The 22,180-nt window shown below is 40.7% G+C and carries 28 protein-coding genes; 13 read left to right on the top strand and 15 right to left on the bottom strand.

From position 1 onward, the window contains the following. Window positions 1–73: 73 nt before the first annotated feature. Together ICL16_RS47410 and ICL16_RS27715 are read right to left on the bottom strand one after the other, a co-directional pair. Window positions 74–256, bottom strand: a complete 183-nt coding sequence (locus ICL16_RS47410) for a type II toxin-antitoxin system VapC family toxin (RefSeq protein WP_337907133.1) — start codon at window positions 254–256, stop codon at window positions 74–76. Further along, complete coding sequence (locus tag ICL16_RS27715) at window positions 256–504, bottom strand: type II toxin-antitoxin system Phd/YefM family antitoxin (RefSeq protein WP_190834566.1); 249 nt, start codon at window positions 502–504, stop codon at window positions 256–258. The genes ICL16_RS47410 and ICL16_RS27715 overlap by 1 nt, the downstream gene beginning before the upstream one ends. Before the next feature lie 85 nt (window positions 505–589). On the opposite strand from ICL16_RS27715, the gene ICL16_RS46955 reads away from it, so the two are divergent. Beyond that, the gene (locus tag ICL16_RS46955) at window positions 590–712 is read left to right on the top strand and encodes a hypothetical protein (protein WP_273039570.1); all 123 of its coding nucleotides are present in this window, start codon (window positions 590–592) and stop codon (window positions 710–712) included. Between the two features lie 32 nt (window positions 713–744). Next, window positions 745–1,761, top strand: coding sequence for a YihY/virulence factor BrkB family protein (locus tag ICL16_RS27710; RefSeq protein WP_190834564.1), 1,017 nt, complete (start codon window positions 745–747; stop codon window positions 1,759–1,761). 78 nt (window positions 1,762–1,839) lie between these two features. Here ICL16_RS27710 and ICL16_RS27705 read toward each other — a convergent pair whose 3' ends face one another. Then, the gene (locus tag ICL16_RS27705) at window positions 1,840–2,073 is read right to left on the bottom strand and encodes a hypothetical protein (RefSeq protein ID WP_190834562.1); all 234 of its coding nucleotides are present in this window, start codon (window positions 2,071–2,073) and stop codon (window positions 1,840–1,842) included. A gap of 105 nt (window positions 2,074–2,178) precedes the next feature. Here ICL16_RS27705 and ICL16_RS27700 point away from each other — a divergent pair, with 105 nt between their 5' ends. From ICL16_RS27700 to ICL16_RS27675, 6 genes are all read left to right on the top strand, one after another. Next, the gene (locus ICL16_RS27700) at window positions 2,179–2,736 is read left to right on the top strand and encodes a Uma2 family endonuclease (protein WP_190834559.1); all 558 of its coding nucleotides are present in this window, start codon (window positions 2,179–2,181) and stop codon (window positions 2,734–2,736) included. A gap of 141 nt (window positions 2,737–2,877) precedes the next feature. Beyond that, window positions 2,878–4,173: an adenylosuccinate lyase gene (purB, locus tag ICL16_RS27695; protein WP_190834556.1), complete on the top strand. Its 1,296-nt coding sequence runs from the start codon at window positions 2,878–2,880 to the stop codon at window positions 4,171–4,173. Window positions 4,174–4,414: 241 nt separating this feature from the next. Further along, window positions 4,415–5,416: a bestrophin family protein gene (locus ICL16_RS27690; RefSeq protein WP_190834553.1), complete on the top strand. Its 1,002-nt coding sequence runs from the start codon at window positions 4,415–4,417 to the stop codon at window positions 5,414–5,416. Window positions 5,417–5,500: 84 nt separating this feature from the next. Beyond that, the gene (locus ICL16_RS27685; protein WP_190834549.1) at window positions 5,501–5,830 is read left to right on the top strand and encodes a type II toxin-antitoxin system Phd/YefM family antitoxin; all 330 of its coding nucleotides are present in this window, start codon (window positions 5,501–5,503) and stop codon (window positions 5,828–5,830) included. After that, window positions 5,827–6,171 (top strand): type II toxin-antitoxin system RelE/ParE family toxin, encoded by a 345-nt coding sequence (locus tag ICL16_RS27680; protein WP_190834546.1) that lies wholly within the window; start codon window positions 5,827–5,829, stop codon window positions 6,169–6,171. The genes ICL16_RS27685 and ICL16_RS27680 overlap by 4 nt, the downstream gene beginning before the upstream one ends. Window positions 6,172–6,339: 168 nt before the next feature. Then, window positions 6,340–7,002 (top strand): helix-turn-helix transcriptional regulator, encoded by a 663-nt coding sequence (locus tag ICL16_RS27675; protein ID WP_337907132.1) that lies wholly within the window; start codon window positions 6,340–6,342, stop codon window positions 7,000–7,002. 144 nt (window positions 7,003–7,146) lie between these two features. Here ICL16_RS27675 and ICL16_RS27670 read toward each other — a convergent pair whose 3' ends face one another. Continuing rightward, window positions 7,147–7,620 carry a DUF4168 domain-containing protein gene (locus ICL16_RS27670; RefSeq protein ID WP_190834544.1) on the bottom strand — a complete coding sequence of 158 codons (474 nt, stop codon included), beginning with the start codon at window positions 7,618–7,620 and terminating at the stop codon, window positions 7,147–7,149. A gap of 91 nt (window positions 7,621–7,711) precedes the next feature. Continuing rightward, window positions 7,712–8,713, bottom strand: a complete 1,002-nt coding sequence (holA, locus tag ICL16_RS27665; protein ID WP_190834543.1) for a DNA polymerase III subunit delta — start codon at window positions 8,711–8,713, stop codon at window positions 7,712–7,714. Between the two features lie 94 nt (window positions 8,714–8,807). Between holA and ICL16_RS27660 the strand changes: the two genes are divergently transcribed. Then, a complete protein-coding gene (locus ICL16_RS27660) occupies window positions 8,808–9,593 on the top strand; it encodes a DUF1868 domain-containing protein (RefSeq protein ID WP_190834541.1) in 786 nt (261 codons plus the stop codon). Window positions 9,594–9,697: 104 nt separating this feature from the next. Here the strand turns inward: ICL16_RS27660 and ICL16_RS27655 are convergent, their stop codons facing one another. Continuing rightward, on the bottom strand, window positions 9,698–10,480 hold the full coding sequence (locus ICL16_RS27655; RefSeq protein WP_190834539.1) for an RDD family protein: 783 nt from the start codon (window positions 10,478–10,480) through the stop codon (window positions 9,698–9,700). A 22-nt stretch (window positions 10,481–10,502) separates the two neighbouring features. Continuing rightward, on the bottom strand, window positions 10,503–11,411 hold the full coding sequence (locus ICL16_RS27650) for a hypothetical protein (RefSeq protein WP_190834536.1): 909 nt from the start codon (window positions 11,409–11,411) through the stop codon (window positions 10,503–10,505). A gap of 78 nt (window positions 11,412–11,489) precedes the next feature. Between ICL16_RS27650 and ICL16_RS27645 the strand changes: the two genes are divergently transcribed. Beyond that, window positions 11,490–12,446, top strand: coding sequence for a stage II sporulation protein M (locus tag ICL16_RS27645; RefSeq protein ID WP_190834534.1), 957 nt, complete (start codon window positions 11,490–11,492; stop codon window positions 12,444–12,446). A 139-nt stretch (window positions 12,447–12,585) separates the two neighbouring features. Here the strand turns inward: ICL16_RS27645 and ICL16_RS27640 are convergent, their stop codons facing one another. Together ICL16_RS27640 and ICL16_RS27635 are read right to left on the bottom strand one after the other, a co-directional pair. Continuing rightward, window positions 12,586–13,656 carry a hypothetical protein gene (locus ICL16_RS27640; protein ID WP_190834532.1) on the bottom strand — a complete coding sequence of 357 codons (1,071 nt, stop codon included), beginning with the start codon at window positions 13,654–13,656 and terminating at the stop codon, window positions 12,586–12,588. Further along, window positions 13,653–15,170 carry an alkaline phosphatase family protein gene (locus ICL16_RS27635; protein WP_190834530.1) on the bottom strand — a complete coding sequence of 506 codons (1,518 nt, stop codon included), beginning with the start codon at window positions 15,168–15,170 and terminating at the stop codon, window positions 13,653–13,655. Before ICL16_RS27635 ends, ICL16_RS27640 begins: the two co-directional genes overlap by 4 nt. A 477-nt stretch (window positions 15,171–15,647) precedes the next feature. Between ICL16_RS27635 and ICL16_RS27630 the strand changes: the two genes are divergently transcribed. From ICL16_RS27630 to ICL16_RS27620, 3 genes are all read left to right on the top strand, one after another. Further along, window positions 15,648–16,040 carry a hypothetical protein gene (locus tag ICL16_RS27630; RefSeq protein WP_190834521.1) on the top strand — a complete coding sequence of 131 codons (393 nt, stop codon included), beginning with the start codon at window positions 15,648–15,650 and terminating at the stop codon, window positions 16,038–16,040. Between the two features lie 291 nt (window positions 16,041–16,331). Next, window positions 16,332–17,024 carry a hypothetical protein gene (locus tag ICL16_RS27625; RefSeq protein ID WP_190834519.1) on the top strand — a complete coding sequence of 231 codons (693 nt, stop codon included), beginning with the start codon at window positions 16,332–16,334 and terminating at the stop codon, window positions 17,022–17,024. Beyond that, entirely contained in the window at window positions 17,024–17,893 is an 870-nt protein-coding gene (locus ICL16_RS27620; protein WP_190834517.1) for a sugar phosphate isomerase/epimerase family protein, read from the top strand. Before ICL16_RS27625 ends, ICL16_RS27620 begins: the two co-directional genes overlap by 1 nt. Here ICL16_RS27620 and ICL16_RS27615 read toward each other — a convergent pair. The 6 genes from ICL16_RS27615 to ICL16_RS27590 form a co-directional block, all read right to left on the bottom strand. Then, complete coding sequence (locus tag ICL16_RS27615) at window positions 17,863–18,285, bottom strand: type II toxin-antitoxin system VapC family toxin (RefSeq protein ID WP_190834514.1); 423 nt, start codon at window positions 18,283–18,285, stop codon at window positions 17,863–17,865. The genes ICL16_RS27620 and ICL16_RS27615 overlap by 31 nt on opposite strands. Further along, window positions 18,282–18,527: a FitA-like ribbon-helix-helix domain-containing protein gene (locus ICL16_RS27610; protein ID WP_190834512.1), complete on the bottom strand. Its 246-nt coding sequence runs from the start codon at window positions 18,525–18,527 to the stop codon at window positions 18,282–18,284. Before ICL16_RS27610 ends, ICL16_RS27615 begins: the two co-directional genes overlap by 4 nt. Window positions 18,528–18,687: 160 nt before the next feature. Next, a complete protein-coding gene (locus tag ICL16_RS27605) occupies window positions 18,688–18,972 on the bottom strand; it encodes a hypothetical protein (protein WP_190834510.1) in 285 nt (94 codons plus the stop codon). Window positions 18,973–19,113: 141 nt separating this feature from the next. Continuing rightward, window positions 19,114–19,689 (bottom strand): Uma2 family endonuclease, encoded by a 576-nt coding sequence (locus tag ICL16_RS27600; RefSeq protein WP_190834508.1) that lies wholly within the window; start codon window positions 19,687–19,689, stop codon window positions 19,114–19,116. 2 nt (window positions 19,690–19,691) lie between these two features. Then, complete coding sequence (locus ICL16_RS27595; protein ID WP_190834506.1) at window positions 19,692–20,630, bottom strand: SMP-30/gluconolactonase/LRE family protein; 939 nt, start codon at window positions 20,628–20,630, stop codon at window positions 19,692–19,694. Between the two features lie 62 nt (window positions 20,631–20,692). Continuing rightward, window positions 20,693–22,150 (bottom strand): PQQ-dependent sugar dehydrogenase, encoded by a 1,458-nt coding sequence (locus ICL16_RS27590; RefSeq protein WP_190834504.1) that lies wholly within the window; start codon window positions 22,148–22,150, stop codon window positions 20,693–20,695. Window positions 22,151–22,180: the final 30 nt, after the last annotated feature.

Below are 22,180 nucleotides of genomic sequence, written 5' to 3'. Positions count from 1 at the left end.
TGAGCCAATATTCTTTACCTGCGTGCAAACTTGCTAATTTTCATGCCACGCGCATGGGGGGGGGAGTGAATGGTTACAGTGGTTCAGGTAAAGTTAATTTTCCTAAGCGCACTTTGATAACGATTTCCCAAACACTAGCCGCACTCAAAAATAGAAGATTACTAGAGTCAGTAATTATACTTTTTGCAGTAGGTGAAAGTCGTGAATCATCCGTAACCCACCAAAGGAAAGCATGGGTATCAAGTAATGCTCTCATTATCTTTCATCTGCTGGATTAAGAAAACCGTTGAGAATATCTTCAGGTAGGGGCGCATCAAAGTCAGGGGCAACGATCACCTTACCTTTATCCAAACCTGGAATTCGAGGTAATGTTTGTCCTTCAATAGGTATTATACGAGCAATGGGAGTACCAGCTTGCGAAATGATCACTTCTTCTCCTAATAATACTCGACGCATCAATTCAGCGAAGTCAGTCGGTAATTCGGGAAGCTCTACATTATACATTGGCAGTCACTAAAAGCGATGGCGACGAATGACGATACCAATATTCTGACATATAAAGTAGGCGAAAGCGAGTAAAGAATCTGCTATGAATCGCACAATTACCACAGTACTTCTGCTTACCCAAAGTAAATTCTACCTCCAAGACGCCATACAAATGCCTTGGGAAGGATGCGGCATAGGCAGTTTATTTGGTATCAAAGATATATAGTGGCATTTGCATCCTACTAAAAGGAGTAGTTGATGAATTTACGGGCGGTTTGGGGGTTGTTTCAAGAGACATTCCAAGAATGGAGTAAAGACAAGGCATCACGGCTAGCGGCTGCTTTATCTTATTACACGATTTTTTCCATAACACCACTGTTGATTATTGTAATTGCAGTAGTGGGAGCGGTACTAGGAAAAGAAGGAGAAGGTCAGGCAAAAGAAAAACTTACAGGTTTAGTAGGTTCTGCTGGGGCACAAGTTATCAACACAGCCATCGACAATGCTAGCCAGCCACAAGTAGGAACGATCGCCTCAATTATCAGTGTTATTGTTCTACTATTTGGTGCTACTGGGTTGTTTAGTGAATTGCAAGATTCCCTCAACACCATCTGGGAAGTACAGCCAAAACCAGGGCGTGCGATGAAAAACATGGTTCGCCAACGCATTTTGTCCTTTGCGATGGTGCTAGCTATTGGCTTTTTACTACTTGTGTCACTGATAATAACTACGATTTTGCAAACAGTAGTTACATACTTTAGCAGTCTAATACCAGGTGTGGGCGATTTGTTGCAGATAGCCAACGTTATACTTAGTTTCGCCATCACTACAGTATTGTTTGGACTAATATTCAAAGTTCTGCCAGATGTTAAAATAACTTGGAGTGATGTATTAATTGGCGCCGCCCTTACTTCATTTTTGTTTTCTATTGGTAGGTATTTACTAGCTCTTTATCTAAGTCGCAGCAGTTTTGGCTCTGTTTATGGCGCGGCTGGTTCGCTAGTGGCTTTTCTAGCTTGGGTTAACTACGCTGCCCAAATTCTGTTTTTTGGGGCTGAATTCACACAGGTTTATGCAAGAAAATATGGTTCACAAATTGTCCCAACTAAAAATGCTATACCTTTAACTGAAAATGCTCGCCTTCAACAAGGCATGAAACCAAATCAACCTGCACAAACTGGTAAAAAACAATCCTCTTCAAACTGGATTAGTCGCCTCTTGCGAAGCATTACAAAACCCAAACGGTTAAAAAGGAAAAATAGAAATAACCCCTAAAAACATCAACATCCATACAATATTATAAAATTCTCCGCCTTCTCTTCCTCTGTGTCCTCTGCGCCTCAGCGGTTCATTTTATTTATTACTAACTGTACGAATTGCCTCCTGTGCAATCAACAAACCTTCTTCAACAGGAATAACGTATGCATGTAAACGAGACTCATCAGTACTAACACGCCCCTCACAATCAGTAATTTCTTGATTACGCTCTGGATGCAAAACCAAACCAAACCACTCCAGCTCTTTGCAAATGCGTAGACGCGGAGCCGCTCTGGCTGAATTCGTGAAGTACCTTTGTAGTGTGTTCAAGTTCGTCGTCTGGCTCCAAGTCTCTGAGTTGGAACGAGAAGAAACTACTGTAAGGCAAAATAGAATAAACCAAGTTTCAACTGTACCAGTAGGAGGATACTAAAAATGACGGCAATCCAACAACGCCTGTGGACGGTGGACGAATATCACCGCATGATTGATGCAGGTATTCTCACAACTGATGATAAAGTAGAACTTCTTGACGGTAGAATAGTCCAAATGAGTCCACAAAAACCACCCCATGCAGCGACAACTCAACGAACATGTGATTACCTCAAAGCACTACTTACAGGTAAAGCTCATGTGCGGATGCAATTACCGATTACTTTATCTACCTCAGAACCAGAGCCTGATATCGCCGTAGTCGGCATCGATCCAGGTAGCTACGCAGACCATCACCCCAATCCAACAGAGATATTACTATTAATTGAAGTTGCCTACTCTTCTTTAGATACAGATTGTAAAGAAAAAGCCCCTATTTATGCTAAGGCAAATATTGCTGATTACTGGGTTTTAGATGTTAGTGATAAAGAAGCATACATTTACCGTAATCCCACCATATCAGGTTATCAATCTGAAACTATCCTGGATCAGGATGCAGCGTTAGCACCATTGGCATTTCCTGAAATTGAAATACCCTTGTTGGAGCTGTTTCTTCCTTAGAGTCATAGTAGTATGGTGTCGCACAAATACTGAATGCTCATGGCGGATTTATCATCAAACCCTATGTTACAACACTCTTGTTTGCCCAAAAAGCCTAATTTTTGCTTGTAAAATAAGACAGTTGTCATCTGTTGCGTCACCGTGATTGAACGTTATACTTTGCCCGAAATGGGCAATCTTTGGACAGAAGCCTATAAGCTAAAAACCTGGTTGCAAGTGGAAATCGCTGTTTGTGAGGCTCAAGCTGAGTTGGGTTACATTCCTTCGGCAGCGGTTGCAGAAATTAAGGCAAAGGCAAATTTTGATCCGCAGCGGGTGTTGGAAATTGAAGCTGAGGTTCGTCACGATGTAATTGCGTTCTTGACAAATGTCAATGAATATGTGGGGGAAGCAGGGCGTTATATTCACTTAGGGTTAACTAGTTCAGATGTTTTGGATACGGCTTTAGCACTGCAACTAGTGGCTAGTCTGGATTTATTGTTGCAACGTCTATCCGATTTAATTCAAGCAATTCGCCAAAAGGCAACGGAACATCGTCATACAGTGATGACTGGGCGTTCTCACGGAATACACGCCGAACCGATTACCTTTGGTTTTAAGTTGGCTGGGTGGTTGGCAGAAGTGTTGCGACATCAACAACGTTTAATAAGTCTGCGCGAAACCATCGCAGTAGGTAAGATTTCTGGTGCAGTGGGAACTTATGCTAATGTGGAACCACGTGTAGAAGCTCGCGCTTGCCATAAACTCGGACTCCAACCTGATACAGCATCAACACAAGTGATTTCGCGCGATCGCCACGCAGATTATGTGCAACAATTAGCTTTAGTTGCCGCATCAATTGAACGTTTTGCTGTAGAAATTCGCAATCTGCAACGAACAGACGTTTTGGAAGTGGAAGAATTCTTTTCCAAAGGGCAAAAAGGTTCCTCAGCCATGCCCCACAAGCGTAACCCCATTCGTTCCGAACGACTCACGGGCATGGCAAGAATTATCCGCGCTCATGCCGTTGCCGCTGTGGAAAATGTTGCTCTGTGGCACGAGAGAGACATTTCTCACAGTTCGGTAGAAAGGGTAATTTTTCCCGATGCTTGCATTTTGACACACTTTATGCTGGTGGAGATGACCGACTTGGTGAAAAACCTGTTGGTTTATCCTGAGAACATGGAACGCAATATGAATTGCTACGGCGGTGTTGTGTTCAGCCAGAGAGTGCTACTGGCATTGATAGATAAGGGATTGAGCCGCGAGGAAGCTTATGCGATCGTCCAACAAAGCGCTCACTCTGCTTGGAACAAACCAGAAGGTAATTTTCACAATTTGATTAGCAAAGATCCTCGTGTTACCCAAAAGTTGTCGCCTACAGAAATTGAGGCTTGTTTTGATCCACAGCATCATCTCAACAATTTAGAGCAGGTTTACCAACGGCTGGGGATTTAGATTATACCACCATTAATTACCCATAACCCTATTATATTACGTTAATCGCGCTGTACGTGCATCCTGTAGAGACGTTCCATCGAACGTCTCTACAATTAAGGTATGTTTCGCGTTTCAAGGGAAGTGATGTAACGTCGTATACCTATAGGCAGAATTTTCGGTAATAATATTTAAGATTCATTTATAAATATTTATAATAATGATTTGATATTCCCTGTAAAGTAACTAGGAGTTATAACCAATGAGGCGTTCAAATCCTACCACTACAGTGGATTACCACCATCATAAGAGGTCAAAAAATTCTTTAACGGCAAAGTATGAACTTTACACAGGCGAAAAACTGAATTGGCTGCAAGTAACTTTCCGAGTGGAAATGGTTGTATTTCCAGTCATTATTCCTTGGGTAATTGCTTGTGGTATGTATGGTGTTTTCATTTCATTACTTTACAATTCCGGTTATCCCGTAGCATTCTCTGATCAAACGGCTGTTCTTACCAACGCTGTCTTAAGTTTCAACATTGGCTTTACTTTGTTGCTGGTTTTTCGGACAAATACGGCACATCAACGCTTTTGGGAAGGACGTGAACGATGGGGAGCTTTAGTCAATACGGTTCGTAACTTAGCTCAGGGTATTTATATCACAGTTAAAGAAAACTCCCCACAGGCTCGAATAAAAAAAGAAGCAATGGCTCGACTTGTAGTTGCTTTTGCTGTAGCAATGAAGTTACATTTAAGGGCAAAGCCTTTGGATAACCAGTTAGCAACATTGATGTCTGATATTCAGTATTTTAAGCTTAAAGACACTCAACACCCTCCACTACAAATTGCCTATTGGATTAGGGAATATTTGCAAGAACAATATGAATGTAATTGTCTCAATGTCTTCCAGTTGAGTGATTTACATAAATTAGTGGATGATTTGATCGATATATTAGGTGGTTGTGAACGTATTTTGAGAACACCACTACCTCTGATATACACCATTAAGCTTAGACAACTGTTATTAATTTTTTGCCTGCTATTACCTCTGGAAATAGTTAGTACTTTAAATTGGTGGACTGGTTTGGTAATGGCTTGCGTAAGTTTTACCTTATTAAGTATTGAAGAAATTGGCTCGGAAATCGAAGAGCCTTTCGGTTGCGATCCTAATGATCTACCTTTAAATATGATTTGCAATAAGATCCAACAAAATGTTGAAGAGTTAATCGCACTTGCGCCCAGCAAGGAATACGACTGGCGTTAGTTATACGGGTAATTTCACGTCATTACTTGACGACTGCTAATCAGATAATTATCATATAATTATCTGATTAGCAGGTATGAATTTATGATTAGCCTGGACAATATTCACTCGTTCACAGATTTTCAGCGTAATGCTAGAAAATATGCGGAAAATATTCGGGAAACAAAACAGCCCGTTGTGCTAACTATCAATGGAGAAGCTGCTTTAGTGGTGCATGAAGCTCATACCTTTCAGGAAATCCTTGAACGGTTGCAAAAAGCCGAAGAAGAATTGCAACGTATCAAATTTGACACTCTGCGTCAGGATATTGAGTCTGGTTTGCGCCAAATTGAGCAGGGTCAAGGTATTTCTGGTAAGGAGTTTTTTGAAAAAATGCGGCAGAGAAGTCAAGCTTTGCAAAATCCAGAATCATGACAGATTTTATACTTTCGCCTGATGCAACACAGGATATTGAGGAGACTTTTGAATTCATAGCCAAAGATAACCCTGCTGCTGCTGCACAGTTTCTAGAACGTCTGTACGACACCCTTCAGCTTTTGGCAGAGAACCCCGGTTTGGGGCGCTTGCGGGAAGAATTTTTCCCCTCTTTGCGGAGTTTCGTCAAAAATAAGCACATTATTTTTTATAAACAGTCAGCCGAGGGGATTGATGTTTTGAGGGTATTGCATCATTCCCGTGATATCAACACACTCATGCATAAGCAAGCTCTGAAGGAACAAGTGTCCGATGATGCCTCCGATGCATTGGACGATTAGCGGACTTTTTGAAAATATCGCTTATTCCAAAATCCCCGACTTTTTTAAGAAGTCGGGGATCTGGTTTGAAATCCGGAAAATAGAAGTAAGAAGATGATTGTATCTATATCAACACTCAAATAGCTTAACCGCAGATCTTACTGCTCTTGAGCACATAACTATTTCTGTGTGGATGAGCGGGTAAGCGATCGCACGAGCAAAGCACTAGCTGCATTTTTACGATGCAGTCATATCGTTATGATTTTAACACATACATCACCAATTAAATCACAACAGAAATTAAGTCTTGATTTTAATAGTTCTTGTTGTGCTAATTTTTTACAAGAAATTGTTGAAGGCTTACAGGATGCAATCTTAATTTTGACACAGACGGGAGAACTGATTCTGCAGAACATATCAGCGGTGCGTATTTGTCGTCAACTTAGGGGTGGCTGCTCCCTGGAAAATTCCATTCCATGTGCTATTTGGCATTTATGTGAATCATTACTTGAGCAAAATTTGACTCCCGAAGAGTCTATGATTATATCAGATGAAATTGTGGTTGATCAATCACATATTTTTCGCATTCGTGTCCGTTGTCTGAATTTAGAGAGATTTCGTAGTCCTTGCTTTTTAGTAACGATAGAGAATTTGTATGAATCTCTCCAACAAACTGCATTTACGGAAGTACAAAAATATGAACTGACACATCGAGAGGCGGAAATATGGTGTCTTTACCGAGTTAACTACAGTTATAAAGAAATTGCCGATAATCTTCATATTTCTTTAAACACTGTGAAAAAGCATATGAAAAATATTCATGCTAAGCGACAAGCATTTCTTCATCTTTAAATAACTTTAAATTGTGTAAATAAGATTTACGCACTATTTTATGATATAATAAATCACTAATGTTCATTAGTTATTAGTTATCAATAACTAATAACTAATCATCCATAAATATTCTCTTGTTTCAAATAGACTAGTTAATATGTGTTAAGGTTTTTTCTGTAAGCGGATTAATTCATTGTAGACTTGCTGTTTTAAAGCTTCATTAGTTTGTATTTCTTGAGTAATTTTATTGAATCTTTGAATGCTTAGACCATTATCTTCAACTATTCTTTGAGAACGGTTGCAGTAATTAACAGCAATGTCTTTCGCTTTACTAGGAAGACTATTAAAGCTGTTGGGTTCGTTACAAACAATTTTTGGCACATCCCCACTACCAACAATTTTTTTTATTTCGTCAAAAGCTTGTTGACGCCCTGACTCCATTGATAAAACAGCTTTAGCATAGTTTAAAACTTCACCAGTATTAACTGCTGGTGATGGAGTTTGAGCTTCAATTTTTGCACTTAAAGTCAAACTGCTGTAAACCAAACCGACAGCGGTGAGAGTAACAAAAAACATAGATTGGAGAAGCATCCGCGTCATTGTAAATCGGAAAAATCGATGGTAAAATTTAATCATTTTCCCTATCAGGAACAACTACAGTGGGAATATCTTGATTACTTTGAATTACTTAAGCAGGAATAAGTTCCAATACAAGGTAGAGTTAAACCTACGTTTTTCTTACTAGTGAGTGAGCGCATACCTGACAAAGTTCGATCACTTTAGTCTGAAGAGCTGATATTTCTGATGCACCTTGCTTGAGACTAACTTCTAACTCTAGTAGAATAGGCAAACAAGCAATTAGTTGCTGTAAAGAAAGAGATTGGACTTCTTTTTGTATAAAGTAAATACGATTGGGGTTACCTACCTCTGCTGCTTGGGCGATGGCTTGTTGATTCCGTTCACCACTTTCGAGCATAATCTTTATCCATAACCAAGTACGAAATTGACCAATTAGTGTAGCGACTATGCGCAAAGAAGGCTCACAAGCAGCATGGAGTTCCGCTACCGTGGCTAATGCTTTTGCTGTATCCCCGGTTCTAATAGCTGCTGCTAGTTGTAAACTATTTTGGGTTGTATTTCTAACTAACAGAGCCACAGTATCTACATCTACAGCTTGGGGGCTTCCTTCTGCATATAGACGTAGTTTTTCCAACTCATTATACAATAGTCTTGTATTATTTCCTACATTTTCCGCCAACAGATCTACACTTTTAGGCGTTAATTTTATACCTACAGCTTGAGCCGCTTGTTGAACAGATTGCACCAGCAATTCTGTTTTCCAAGGAGGTATCAAGGCAAATTCGCGAAATTCAGCTTGTTTGCGCAAAAGTTTAGTAGATTTGAGTCGCTCATCTGGTTTATTACTACTAGTGAACAACAAAAATGAGTCTTGGGGAATGACGGGCAGAGTTCTTTGTAACTCTCCTAGTACGTTGTCTGGGCATTGCTGGCAAATGTTAGTATTGACAAGCGATACTAAGCGCCCACCAGCGCCAAAGGGTGGAGTCATCACTTGATTTAAGCCTTGAATGGCAGCATCGCTTTGATCGCCAGTCAGGGAAGTATAGTTAAAACTAGTCCATTGTGGATCAAGGATGCGCTCTTTAAGGTGAGCGATCGCTTTTTCCATCGCGAAATCATCTTCACCCCAGTAAAAGTAAATTGGCATAGCGAGCCTCCACCTTGTCGAAAAAAAGCTTCTTTACTTTATGATTAACAGTGATTTTGCTTACAATCTATCAAGGGACGCGAGGATAACAAGTTTGGACGACAACTATCAAACTTATCTCAATCGGGTGGCACGAATGACTCTGCCAGAAGCTTATAGATCCCAACTCCAGCATATCCAGGAATCTTCTAAGTTTCACTCTACATCAGAGTCTGGAAGACAAGCTGTCATCTTTCCTGGGTATACGGTAATCACACCGCCTTATGAGGAATCTCAATCAGCTTTCTATGCCCAGTTGCAGAGTTACCAACAGCAATTGCTGTCACACCCTTTACTTGATTTTATTGTACCTGTACCTCCGGCTAGCTTTCATGTAACTTTAGCAGATTTAATCTGGGATAATGCTTACCGTGACGCTTGCGCACAAAATCCACAATTTGAGGTGCAGTTACGTTCTTGTTTTACACAAATCTTTCAAGAGTGTCAACAATCGATGACACAAGCCAGTCCCATTCGCTGGCAGATGTTAGGGTTGATTGTGATGCCCAGAGCTATAGGTGTTTGTTTAGTACCTCAAGATGAAAGCAGCTATGAGCAAATAGTTAACCTCCGCCGTACCATATATCAAAATCCTCAGTTAATCGCATTGGGGATTGAACAACACTACCACTTTACAGCGCACGTTACTTTAGGGTATTTTGGCAAAATTGCCTCCAGTTTAGATCGCGATCGCCTTTGTGGTATACTCTCTGATTTGAATCAACAATGGTTGTTGAATCCACTCCCATTTGCGATCAATAGCGCCGAATTGCGGAAGTTTGACGACATGACGCGCTATTATCGGGAACCAGATTGGCCCAGATTGGATTTTAGATTTTAGATTGAGTAAATTAATATTAAGTAGAGTGCGTGACGCTGTTCAATAGATGTATACACTAATTGTTAGCGTTACGCACCGTCAACAATTTAGTACATTAAACTTTGTTAACGAGAATTTGATGATTCTTGATATGCTAAGTAAACAGCTTCTAAAAACATATCTGGAGTGATTGATTCGGGAATCTGCTCTAGATTAAGAATAGGTAAAAGCTGATGAGCTAGTCTTAAAGATACAGAGTCTCTTGCTTTTGATTTCATGGTGTTACGTCTAAGTAGATAGAGACGAATTACAGCAAAATCGTCAGGTAACATCGCTGATAAATTCGCTGTTTGTAGCAATTGTTCGCCTACCGAATTTGCTTGTTCTGAAGTGGTAATAGTCGTCGCATAAGTTGTTTGCATTTGAATCACAATTGTACCTGCAGCTAAATCGCCTAAGCGTTTTTCCTGACGATTAAATATAATTAAAAAAGCTCCGATAAATAAAATTTCATCAAAAGGTCTTAGTAAGGCACGCAGTGTTGCTTGTTGTAGCCCTATCGGTCTACCATTGTCTCTAACAACGCGAATTTTAGCAATCCGTTTACCAGGAGTTTGCCCTTGCCATAAAGTTTCAAAAAAAACAAAATAACCAGAGTAAATTGAGAAAGAAATAATCGAGGCGATCGCCAACCACCACAAACCTACTCTATCACCTAATATTGCTCTCCAAAAATCAGCTAGTTGAATTGAAACTATAATCCAAATAATTAAGAACAGTATCAAACCCACAACCAAAAGCAAATCGTCAATTAGCAATGCTAAAGCACGATTACCAATTCCAGCGAGAGTAAATTCTAGTTCTACACTTTCTGGTGTACGGTATTTTACACGTTTAAAAAGATGCATAATGATTAATCCCAACTGGCGTTTAAACCTCGCCACGTAACTTTAAGTCTAACCCTTCTTGACGCGCTCTTAGGTCATAGTAAATTACACCTTTGATTGCCTGCCAGAACGGTAAAATGATTGCATTGACTAAAAATATTAATACCAATATAAATAAATAAACTATACTAATTAACAATGTTGCACTTGTGGAGCCATTGACAGCATCCCGTATTACTGGTGTTATAAATGCATAGACAGCAACTCTATTAATTATTTGTACAAGTAATTGTAGAGGTATTGTGACTAAAAATGCCACAACCAATATTAAAACAATCCGCCATGCATTTCTTGAAGTTAAATCCCAACTACGGCTAACTGCATCGATTGCACTACTATTTTCTTCCACTGCTAAAATTACATCAGGAAGTAAGAATCGAGCTACAACCCAAAGAAAAGTAGCCAGTGCAGGAATAAATAAAAGTAGATTTAATAGTGGAATAATCATCAGAATCATAAAGACAATAAAGCTCACAAATAAAATCAAAAATATTAAAAGTGAGGTAATGACAAAACGCCACAATTTAGGTTTAACTTGACGACGAGCAGCGGCTACAGTTTCTGGTTGATTTAACAATTCAGCAAAAGCCAATCTGGAAATAATGCTGGCATTAATTAAAGATTTACCTAAAGCATAAAAATATAAAATAATTCCTACTAACATTGCAATTAACCAAGCCCAAAGAGAATCATTACCCACACGAGAATTAATAAAAATTAATATTCCTACAGGAATAATAAATAAAAACGGTAGAAATGACCAAAAGGATGCAGTTAAAGCTAGTAAAAAGTAGGATTTACGATGAGAGCTATACAACCTAAATCCGGCAGTGACTACATTACCTAAACTGAGGAGTTCCACTAAATTTGGAGATCTAAAATTTTCAGACATAGTTTGAGACGCTCCTGTAAGTTAAGGCTAGAGAAGAGGCTATATTATGGTAAATTAAACCCAGTGTTGCCATAATATATGAATATTCAACGTTGGATTGCGCGACGAGAACCTGATTGGCAGCGTTTGGACGCTTTATTAACTAAAGTAGAGAAAAAAGGACTAAAAACGCTGTCGGCAACAGAAATTAGGGAATTAGCAAGTTTGTACCGTTCAGTGGCGGCTGATTTGGCACGCGCCCGTACCCAACAAGTTGGCAACACTTTAATACAAAATTTACAATTATTAACAACTAGAGGCTATACGCAGATTTATCAAGGTTCGCGACGACAGGAATGGCAAGCTGTGGTGGAGTTTTATTCTTGGGGATTACCATCGGTGGTGCAGCAGACATTTCTTTATATCGCTGCTGCCACTACCATATTTTTGGTAGGGGTTTTAGTTGCTTGGTGGTATGCGTGGCAAGATCCAACTTTTATGTCACTCATTGTACCAGATCATTTAATTAGAACGGTACGAGATGAGCGTAAATTGTGGATGGGGTCAATTGTTGGCACTGAACCTTTGGCTTCTAGCAGTATTATGATTAATAATTTGTCTGTGTCTTTTGGGGCTGTTGCTGGTGGTATTACTGTTGGGGCGTACACAACTTATCTAATGCTGTTTAATGGTTTGTTAATTGGTGCTGTTGCTACTTTGGTGAGTCAAAATAATCTTGCTTATCCGTTTTGGGCGTTTGTTTTACCTCACGGTTCTTTGGAATTACCTGCGATTTTTTTTGCTGGTGGTGCAGGGTTTTTATTGGCAAGGGCAATTTTGTTTCCAGGTAGGTTGCGTCGTCGAGATGCGTTAAAGTTTTATGGTTCTTTGGCAGTGCAGTTGGTATTTGGTATTGTGCCAATGTTGGTTGTTGCTGGTGTGATTGAAGGGTTTTTTTCTCCTCATCCTAGTGTGCCAGATGGTTTGAAGTATGTTGTTGGGTTGGGATTGTTTGTGCTGTTGGTGTTGTATTGTGGTCGAAGGCGTGAGAAGTAAGGAAACAATCACGCCTTTGTGTGGAGCGCTCGCCACTATCCTTTTAATCTAGCTGAACCACAATACTGGAATTATTTCCAGCAACTCACAGATTCGTTGGCAAGTCATGGAATTACGGCTTGGGGGGAAGAACTTTAAATTAGACAAAAACGAAGTTCGGAGCACTAAGGCTGCTGGCTTGAATGCCACTTAAAACAGCTAAGTCTTTACCATTAGCGGCAATCCGAGTGTTCTCTCCTTCTTGGCTAATACTCAGTTGCCCAAAGTTAATTCCTAAACCTGCAATTCCGATCACATCCTCACCACTGACAAAGTCGGTGATGGTATTTACTGCTTTTGGAATTTCTGCCACCGCAATCCAGAACTGATCAGTGCCTACACCACCAGTTATGACGTTATTACCACCAGTTTGGACGAAGAAGCGGTCATTACCGTCGTCACCAAAGAGGCGATCGCCACTCCCCAATATCAAGGTGTCGTTTCCGCTACCAGTGTAGACCCGATTACCACCACGACTATTAAGAGCATCAATCAGATCGTCCCCAGCACCTGCAAATACTAATGCGTTGTTACCACTGACTTCTAAGGTGTCCTTCTGGGCAGTGCCAAATACCGGTGCGAGTGTACCTACGGCTGTATTCTGTGCGAAAATCGACTGACCTTGAATGGTTGGAGCGGGTTCAACATCTAGTAAGTCTAGAATTGTTGGGGCGATATCAATACTGCGAACTTCATTGAGTCCGGGAAGAACGTTGGAATTAAAATCAGGTCCAGCAGCAAGGAAGATTGCTTGCATCTCTGGTAGAGTGGGATCGTAGCCATGCGCTCCGTAAAAGGTTGGTACAGAGAGGATGGGTTGACCTTGTGTCGGTACAGCGTCATCTTTACGCAGCACAGATGGTTGGAACCCATCGAAGTTATAGCCTACACTCAAGAGAGCAAAAACGTCACCAGTGTCTTGACCGATGAAATCACTGGAAGCGGTGATAATCTCTTCTACAGAGGGGTTATCAGAAACAGATCGCTCGTAGACATTATTAAAAAGGGGAACTGCTCCTTGCAAAGCATAATTGGGATTAGTGTCTTGCAAGCTGTTCAGGGTTTGCAAAATCCGTTGTTGCAATTCCTTATACTCGCTAGGCTCAACGACCCCATTTGGCTCTCGTCCCTTAACGTTGATATAAATGTTTACCGCAGGACCACTAGTCACAGCTCGTACTTGATTTGGATCAAACCCAGCGTTAGCCAGGATATATTCATGTTGACTGCAGTATGGAACGGTGCAAAACCGTGATCGGATGTGATAATAATGTTGCTGTTGGGAAGCCCATTACTGTCTGTGCCTACGGTATCAATCACACGTTGCACTGCATCACTAACCGTCTTGTAAGCATTTAGGACATAATTAGCGTAACGCTCGATCTTAGCCTGGTCTTGACCTGTACCAATGGAGTTGGGATTACTGGGATCGGTTGGCTGACGTGGATCGGTCAACAAGAACTGATGCCCGGAACCATCTGGTTGCTCAACGTAGCCCAGAACTAGATCGGCATCAGGATTTTGCGCGATCGCTCTCAAGAGGACATCGGTTTGGTATGGCACAAAGGTTTCTACCAAGTCCTCATAAGCTGCTTCCAATTCTATATCGGGAAAGTCATTGAGTCCAGGTGCAACACGTTGGGCAATGCGGAAGTCGGGTTGCGGTTGCCAAAAGCCAACGTTGTTGTTTATATCGTCAACATTGGCAATTACTCCTGGACTCTCTACCGGACGGGGGATGTAATTTGCTGAAGTCCGCAGTATTCGAACTGTGGAAAGATCTGGAGCTAGATTGGTGAGGAGAAAGGATGCTCCTACTTTGTTGTTACTACTTTCAAAGAAGAATGGGCTGATTGTTTGGTTATCAGTGTTTAAAAATGCCGATCCAGTTGAAGGCGGTTGGAAAGGTCTTTCAATACCACGATTTGCATCGAAAACAACTAACTCGTTATAATTGATAATATCGTCGTTGGTTGTATCAATAGCGGCAATCTGTAGACTGTAAGGATTGCTACTGCCCCCCACAAGACTGCCAGTTCCTTGTGCAGGAATTGTTTCTAACTGGGCAACCTTCACGTCACTAAATGATGTAATTCCCAGAGTAGCAAGTCCATTCGTTGCTAGGGTTGGATCAATTGTGAATTGACCGGCATTGAGGCTAAATCCTCTCGCTCCTATGCCGCCAAATACACCAAAGGGAATCGTGTAATCAACGGTTCGGATGTCCTTGGATTGTATGATTGGTGTCCCTTCAACACCGGGTAGTCTGACATCAACACCATCAGCACCAGGAAAAGTGGCAGCAACGACTGTCTTACCTGCTTCTCGCAAACGCACCCACAAGGGTTCGGCAGTGGGATCTTCACTTTCATGAGCGTCGCCATGCAAAGCATCGTATCCGCCAATCGGTGCCCCGAAGCCGCTGATATTTTCGTTGAAGGGACTTTTGATGAGGTGGAATGAGTTGGCGTTGATGTCGTTTTTAGCTGCGGTTGAGCCTGTGGCGATCGCAATATGGCTAGGTGCCGTTAGGGAAGGAGTGATGACTGTACTGGGAACAAAAACTCCTGTGTTTGCTAGAAAACCAAGTCCTGTATTTGACTCAAGCTGATTCGTTTCTAGATAGTTTTTGAGAATGGAAAACGTTGCACCATCCAAGGAGATAACAATATTTTTTGGAGCCATCTTTATCCTTATCTAACTTAATTTTTTCCGTTCAAAAGTTCGGAAAAATGCCTTCGTTCATTGTATGTTTTTAACTTCTTGGCAAGAATAACATTAAGTTAAATAGTTATCATATTTAAGTTAAGAAGCACATGAAAATGATTCTCATAATCTCATAATCAAGATAATTATTTGCTTAGTTAAAAAGATGGGAAATTATCCTTAAAAAAAGGAGTAAGGTACAACCATCAAAAGAAACAGATTATTTATACATCTGTGCAAAGATGTATTAAAAACAAATTTAAAGCATTTAATTATCTTTTGTGTAGTTAAATAATGAAATATTAAGCAGTAGTTAAAAATTGAAGAAAATTCACAAGAAGGAAAACCATTCTTAATTGAATATTTACTACTCCATACATCAGATATACTACTGAGTTAATTTATATTTTTTTCAGTATAGAATTGTACTATTTCGTAGCGGTGGAGTACTTAACCATGTCAGATCAAAGTCAGAAAGTAATCAAAGAGCAAAAAATCCCCTTCTGCTTGTCAGTCTTGGGTTTATCTGTATCTGTCTTTGCCTTACACTTTTTTCTAACCCCTACTGCTGTAGTAGCACAGAAATCAGTCAAAGGATTACAAATCGCCACAGTCAAAAGCATGGACAATGGCGACAACGCATGTTACGTCACGTTAGTAGATCAAAAAGGAAAAGTGTATCAAAGTGTTTATGCAAATTTTGAAATTTGTGCTAAAGAAAAAACTTTCTTAAACAATAGAGTGCGCTTATCCTATGAACAAGGGCGAATCAACGATTGCCAAAGTGCTGAACCCTGTGGCAAAAGCAAGCAAGTCACTTTAATTACAAGGATGCAGGTAATTCGATAACTCTGGGCGGTTTGCCCTCATCCCCTAACCCCTTCTCCCAGGTTTGGGAGAAGGGGTTAGGGGATGAGGGTAATCAAGCTTTTTACACTTTTGCGATGCGCCTAATTAAAAGTCTATTCTCGCTAATTCAAATAGTTTAATATCCTGATTCCATTCTTCTGAGCCTGTTAGGGTAGTGATTGTCCAATGAATTGAACCGTGGTATAGTACAAAGGAACTATTAAGATGGTTGGCAGAAATTGCTAACTGCAATAGTCATTAACAATTCGCACTGTTGAAGTGAGGAATGCCATGACAAATTCTGATTCGCTGCTTTCGAGTTATCAAGCATTGGTGCAAAATCATGCCAGCCGATTCGATCCAGAGATCGCAGCCTTGCAACAACAAGTACAGGCACGAATGCAAGAACTTCGCTCAAGAGAACAGGCACTGGTGGAAGCACAGGCGATAGAACTCAAACGCATTACTGATGCCCTCGCTACCGATGCGAGATGTTTGTTGCCGACATCGGAATTGAGAGCGTTTGTACAGGAGTTGAAACAGATTAAGAGCGATCGCTGGTATCGGCAATCTGAGTCTACCATCGCAGACGATCCAACTACCTGGTTATTGGCAACGCTCGTACCGATAGGTTTAAGCAACTACCAGACGCAGGAAGATCCTTACGCCTATGATGATGAGCGCACTCATATTCTGTACAGCTATTCCCTGTCTTTGCGGATAGGTGATGCTGAGCGTCAGATTGAAGTGCCTTACAAACGTACATACAACTTGAATGAACACAGAGAATCTTCTCTTAAAGAGCAGATTGACTACTACATATCAGACGATGTAGATGACTTGCTCACAGAGATAGAGTATCCAGAAGCGCAAAGAAATCAGTTGTCTCAGGAATTGAGCGTGTTGGTGGGGTATGCTAGTACTCTGTTTGCCCTCACACCCAGAACTGCAAGCTTTGAATTTACATCACTACAGGAAGACTAATGGAGTTGTATCTCAGTTTGTCTGCTTACGGTGGAGTGACAACCCGTGAAGCATTGACGGTGTTTTGGGAAGCTGGAATTCGGTATGTTGAACTAGCGATCGGTTCAATACCCGATACCGACGCAGTGCAGGCAATCGAGGATTTTAGGCAACAAGGGATGGTATATCGAGCGCATCACGCCTTTGTGTGGAGCGCTCGCCATCATCCCTTCAATCTAGCCGAACCCCAAGATTGGAAATATTTCCAGCGACTCACAGACTGGTTGGCAAGTCATGGAATCACAGCCTACTCTGTGCATGGTGGGGATTTTCTTACTACAAGCGATCGCTCATCTGCGTATGCAAAATTTCTGGAAAACGTCCATTGTCTCCACCAACTTTGCCAAGAGCGAGGCATTGTTCTTGGTGTCGAAACAATGTATCCAACACTTCCCACCAGTTCTAAAAAGTATCTTTTAGACAATGCAGAGGAAGTTGCTCAGTTTTGCCAGGATGCTCCTGAGATTAAGCTGGTTGTTGACTTAGCACACCTTAACATCTGGCATCACCGCAGCTTGCAAAGTCTTGAGCAATTGTTGGAACTCCCATCCGAGCGTCTGTTAGAGATTCACATCTCCGACAATGATGGACGGCGGGACATCCACTCCCGCATTACACCGCAAACCTGGTGGGTGTCGCAGATTGCTAAATTTCCAACTGGGGTTCCCATTGTGCTAGAGAGTCGATTGAATCGCTTGCCTGTCTCAGTTGTGCAGCAAGAGTACAAGCACATAGCTGCCCTAATTTCTACCCAGGATGTTGCCATAATGAGTCATGGGAAATCAATTGGCACTATACTTCATGGCAAATCCTCCACCCAGCACAAATGAGTTGCCAATGAATCACGTTGAAGGGCATTAAAAAACCTTTCATCGGCTGTAACCATTTGACATCCGTGAGTAACAGCAAGCGCCAAGTAAACACAGTCATAAACAGCTTGCTGTATTCTTACCCCAATCTCAAGCGCCTGTGGCATAAGTAGCAAAGAGGGATGTAACTCTAAGCTAAGCCCCATCAATGCAGTTAAATCCTTCTGAGCATTTTCTAGGGTTGTTTCACCACGACGAACCCGCTTCCACAGAATATTTCCAATTTCTGGAAAAAAGAAATCTGGCACTAAGAGAGTATAGTTAACATTTCGCAACCGAAGTGCACCATCAGAATAAATTTCCGGCACTACCCATTTAATTGCAACATTGGCATCTACGACAAATTGACTCAACGCTGTCTGTCCTCTCGCAAAAGTTCCACACTATCGCTGAAGATTTTACCAGCATACTTAGCCCGCTCTCGATCAATTCTTTCCCATGCTGCCGTTTTTACCGCCGCTTGATCAATTCCTTGAGCCGCCTCCTCCAAAATTGCTTTTAATTCGGCTGACAAAGTTCTACCTTGTTGTTGAGCACGAATTTTTAGCTTTTCGATAATAATTGAATCGATATTTTCTATTACTAGTTGCGTCATTGTTACTTCTCCTTACACAACATTTCTCCAACACCCAACGCGCTTTTTGATTCAGAAACCAGCAATCCTGACACTTACCCCAACTGCATTTGGCGGGTTAGTCTCAAAAATCCTGCTTCTATTGAACTCCAGTTAGGCATTATAGCAAAGTTAGGTTGATTCATGAATTCACCTCCAAGGGGAAAATCTGAATTAATGTAGAAAAACGACTAAAATCAGCTACATCATAAATATCTTCTCTGTGGAAATTACACTCAGGCGACCAATTTTTCCACTCACCTACATTCAATTTGATTGGTGGTTTGGCAGGAGCGATATCAAGTGGTAGTGGCGTTTCATCAATCACCAGCACAACTCGGTGTTTACCAGGGATTATATCCGATGGCAATGTAATGATAATTTGTTGGTCATCTGTTACTGTTACGGTTGTTTCAATGGTTCTCATGCAACTTCCTCGTGTTGTTTAAAAACGGCTTCTTTTACTAGCACTCATTTCTACATCGTAAACTGCCATTCGCCTATAAGGGCAATACAGCTTACACTACCTTTACAAACTCTTGGGCTTGTTTCACTCGAATTTTGCTATTTAACTAAAAATTGACTGCAAATCTAAAACAAAACCTGGTAGAACATTCTCGCCTGATAAAGTTTTAGGTGACTGTAAAATTTCTACCTCTTGATTAGGACGATAAATTTCAACCTGCTTTTCTTTTGGATTAATTAACCAACCAAGCTGTAAACCATTAGCTAAATATTCCCGCATTTTTGCTCGTGTATCCTCTACATCATCTGTTTCTGACACTATTTCTACAGCAAACTCAGGACATAAAGGCAGAAATTTCTTTCTTTGCTCTGGTGTAAGTGCTTCCCATCTTTCCATCTTGATCCAAGCAGCATCTGGGGAACGAGTTGCACCATTTGGCAATTTAAAACCACAAGAAGAATCAAATGCTTTGCCAAGGCGATTTTGACGGTTCCAAATACCTAAATCAATGTATAGTTCAAAGTTATAATTTCCCGTTTCTCCCCCAGTGGGTGACATGATTACAAGTTCCCCTTGCTCTGTTAATTCTAGTCGTAACTCTTTATTAAAATTTACAAGTTCCTCAAATTCTTCATCCGTAAATTTCAGCGCTGGAGGGAATTGTAAAGTTACACTCATAGTTAATTTCTCTTTCCTGGTTGTATCCCGGCGATCTTGAGGCGGATGCGGTAAACACCTTTACCTGCTGTGATGTAAAGCGTTTTGTAGTCCTTATCGCCCCAAGCCAAATTAGTTACCACTTCTGGCACAAAAATCTTGCCCAAAAGTTGACCTTTTGGCGAAAAAACCCACACTCCTTCTGGACCGCTACAGTAGATATTACCTTTAACATCTACCTTCATGCCATCGGGTACTCCTTTATCTTTGGGTTCTTTTAACTCTGCAAAAATCCTGCTGTTAGTCAAGGTACCATCTGACTTGACATCAAACGCACGGATATGCATTTGTTCCGAATCAGTAACATACAGTGTTTTTTCATCTGGAGAGAAAGCTAACCCATTAGGACGCACCATTTCTTTGCTAAGTAAAACCAAGTTTTTATTAGGTGTCAAACGGTAGATGCCATAAAAACCAAGTTCTTCTTTTCCCTTATCAATACCATAGGGTGGGTCAGTAAAGTAAATGCTACCATCAGACTTAACCACAACATCATTTGGACTATTGAGACGCTTTCCTTGAAAGTTTTGAGCTAAAATTGTGGTTTTACCGTCTTTTTCTGTGCGTACAAGTTGGCGATTATGCTGAGCAGTAATTAGCCTGCCAAGTTCATCGAAGGTATTACCGTTAGGATTGCCCGCAGGACGACGAAATACAGAAAGTTTACCGTTATCTAACTTGTAAATTGTATCGGCTGGGATATCGCTAAAGAGTAAAAAGCCACTCTTGTCCCAAACTGGTCCTTCTGTAAACTTTAAACCATCTGACAACTTTTCTACCTTAGCATTACTGTCCATAATGCCTTGTATGTTGGCTCTTGTATTTCCGTTGCTTTGCTGCACCACCAACAAGGTAAGTAATAAAGTACACGTAGCTATTTGTAAAGTAATTTTTTTTATCATCACCAGTGAATTACTTAGATGCGATCAGAAGCCGAGAATATCTTGTGAAGTCAAGCATAAACTCATTTTCTTTGAACTATTTTTCTCACTTTACCATCACTTTTAGATGTAACATAAATTTCTCCTGCTTCGTCTATTCCAAAGCGGACATCAGAGCGATCACTCCCAATAATTTTGAGCAAAGAAGTTTCTCGTGTACCGTCAAAAATTTTGAGTTCTTTGATCCGAGCTTGCTTACCGTTGACAAGTTCATCTACAGGTACATGAAAAAAACGTCCATCATGTCCAAAATCAGCAAAAATATACTGACCTACCAATTCTGGAATTGCTTTACCCCTGTAAACATAACCACCTGCAATGGCGATCGCATAAAAACCAGACCAATCTTTTGGTCTATCATGCTCATACTGTGCAACAGGGTACGTATAACCATACTGGGCATCATTTTTAGGTAATGGATACGCGGCATTCTCATTTTTTTCATCCACAACCCAGGTTCCTTCGCGGTTTCCCCATCCGTAATTTGCGCCTTTAATGCCCAGATTAATTTCTTCGCTCAAAACCTGACCAACATCAACAATTAACATTTTGCCTGTACCACCAGTATCCCAGCTAAAACGATGAGGATTACGCAATCCATAAGCCCATATTTCTCCTAGTGTCTTCGGATTACCATCCTGAACAAAAGGATTATTTTGCGGAATACCATACTTACTATTGGCGCTATTTTGACCAAAAGGGTTTATACGAAGAATTTTACCAAGGGGTGTACTGAGGTCTTGTCCAACATTTAGGGGATCTGTTTTGCTCACAGGAAACCCGTCGCTACCACCATCTGCAAGCGCAATATACAGCATCCCATAATCAGCATCTGATGGTTTAGCATTGGGATTAAAGCCCAATTGCCCGACATTATGATCTGGGTAAGGTTGTTCAATACGAAGAATTTCCCGGAATGTTCCCGAAAAAATATTAGCTGCAGGATTGTCAGCTTTCCACTCGCGAATCACATCATGGTGGGAACTTTCTTTAACCTTGCCTTTGTTATCGAAAATTGTCTTGGTGACAGGGAAATCAGGAACTTGATTATTTTTTTCTTCGCTATGCACAGTATAAAAAATTCCATTCTTTGCGAATTCGGGGTGAAAAGTAAAATAGGCAAAACCTTGTTGACCTGTGTCATAGCTAAAACCGGAACAAACTAATTTTTTTAAATCCATATACACATAAGCTTTATGATTATTTATGACATAGAGCTTGCCACGCATATCGTTAACAAATAACCTTCCGCTACCATCACCTGCGTGAGTTAAAAAATTTAATCGTGCGACTCTATTCTCCGCAGTTCCACTAACGGGAATCTGCACAACTTCTGACAATCCAATAGATAGATTTGATTTTTCAATTTTTTGGGGAATTAACTTTGTTATCTGGGCAGAGGAAATATTCGATAATAATAAAGAAGAAAATGTAGCCACCAAGATAAAGCCAAGAAATAAAATCAAGTAGAACCTTTTCATTATGATGATAATTTGTCAGCGTTGAAAATG

This window comes from Iningainema tapete BLCC-T55 (assembly GCF_014698965.1).
Taxonomy (GTDB): Bacteria; Cyanobacteriota; Cyanobacteriia; order Cyanobacteriales; family Nostocaceae; genus Iningainema; species Iningainema tapete.
This window is presented reverse-complemented; position numbering and strand designations above follow the sequence as displayed.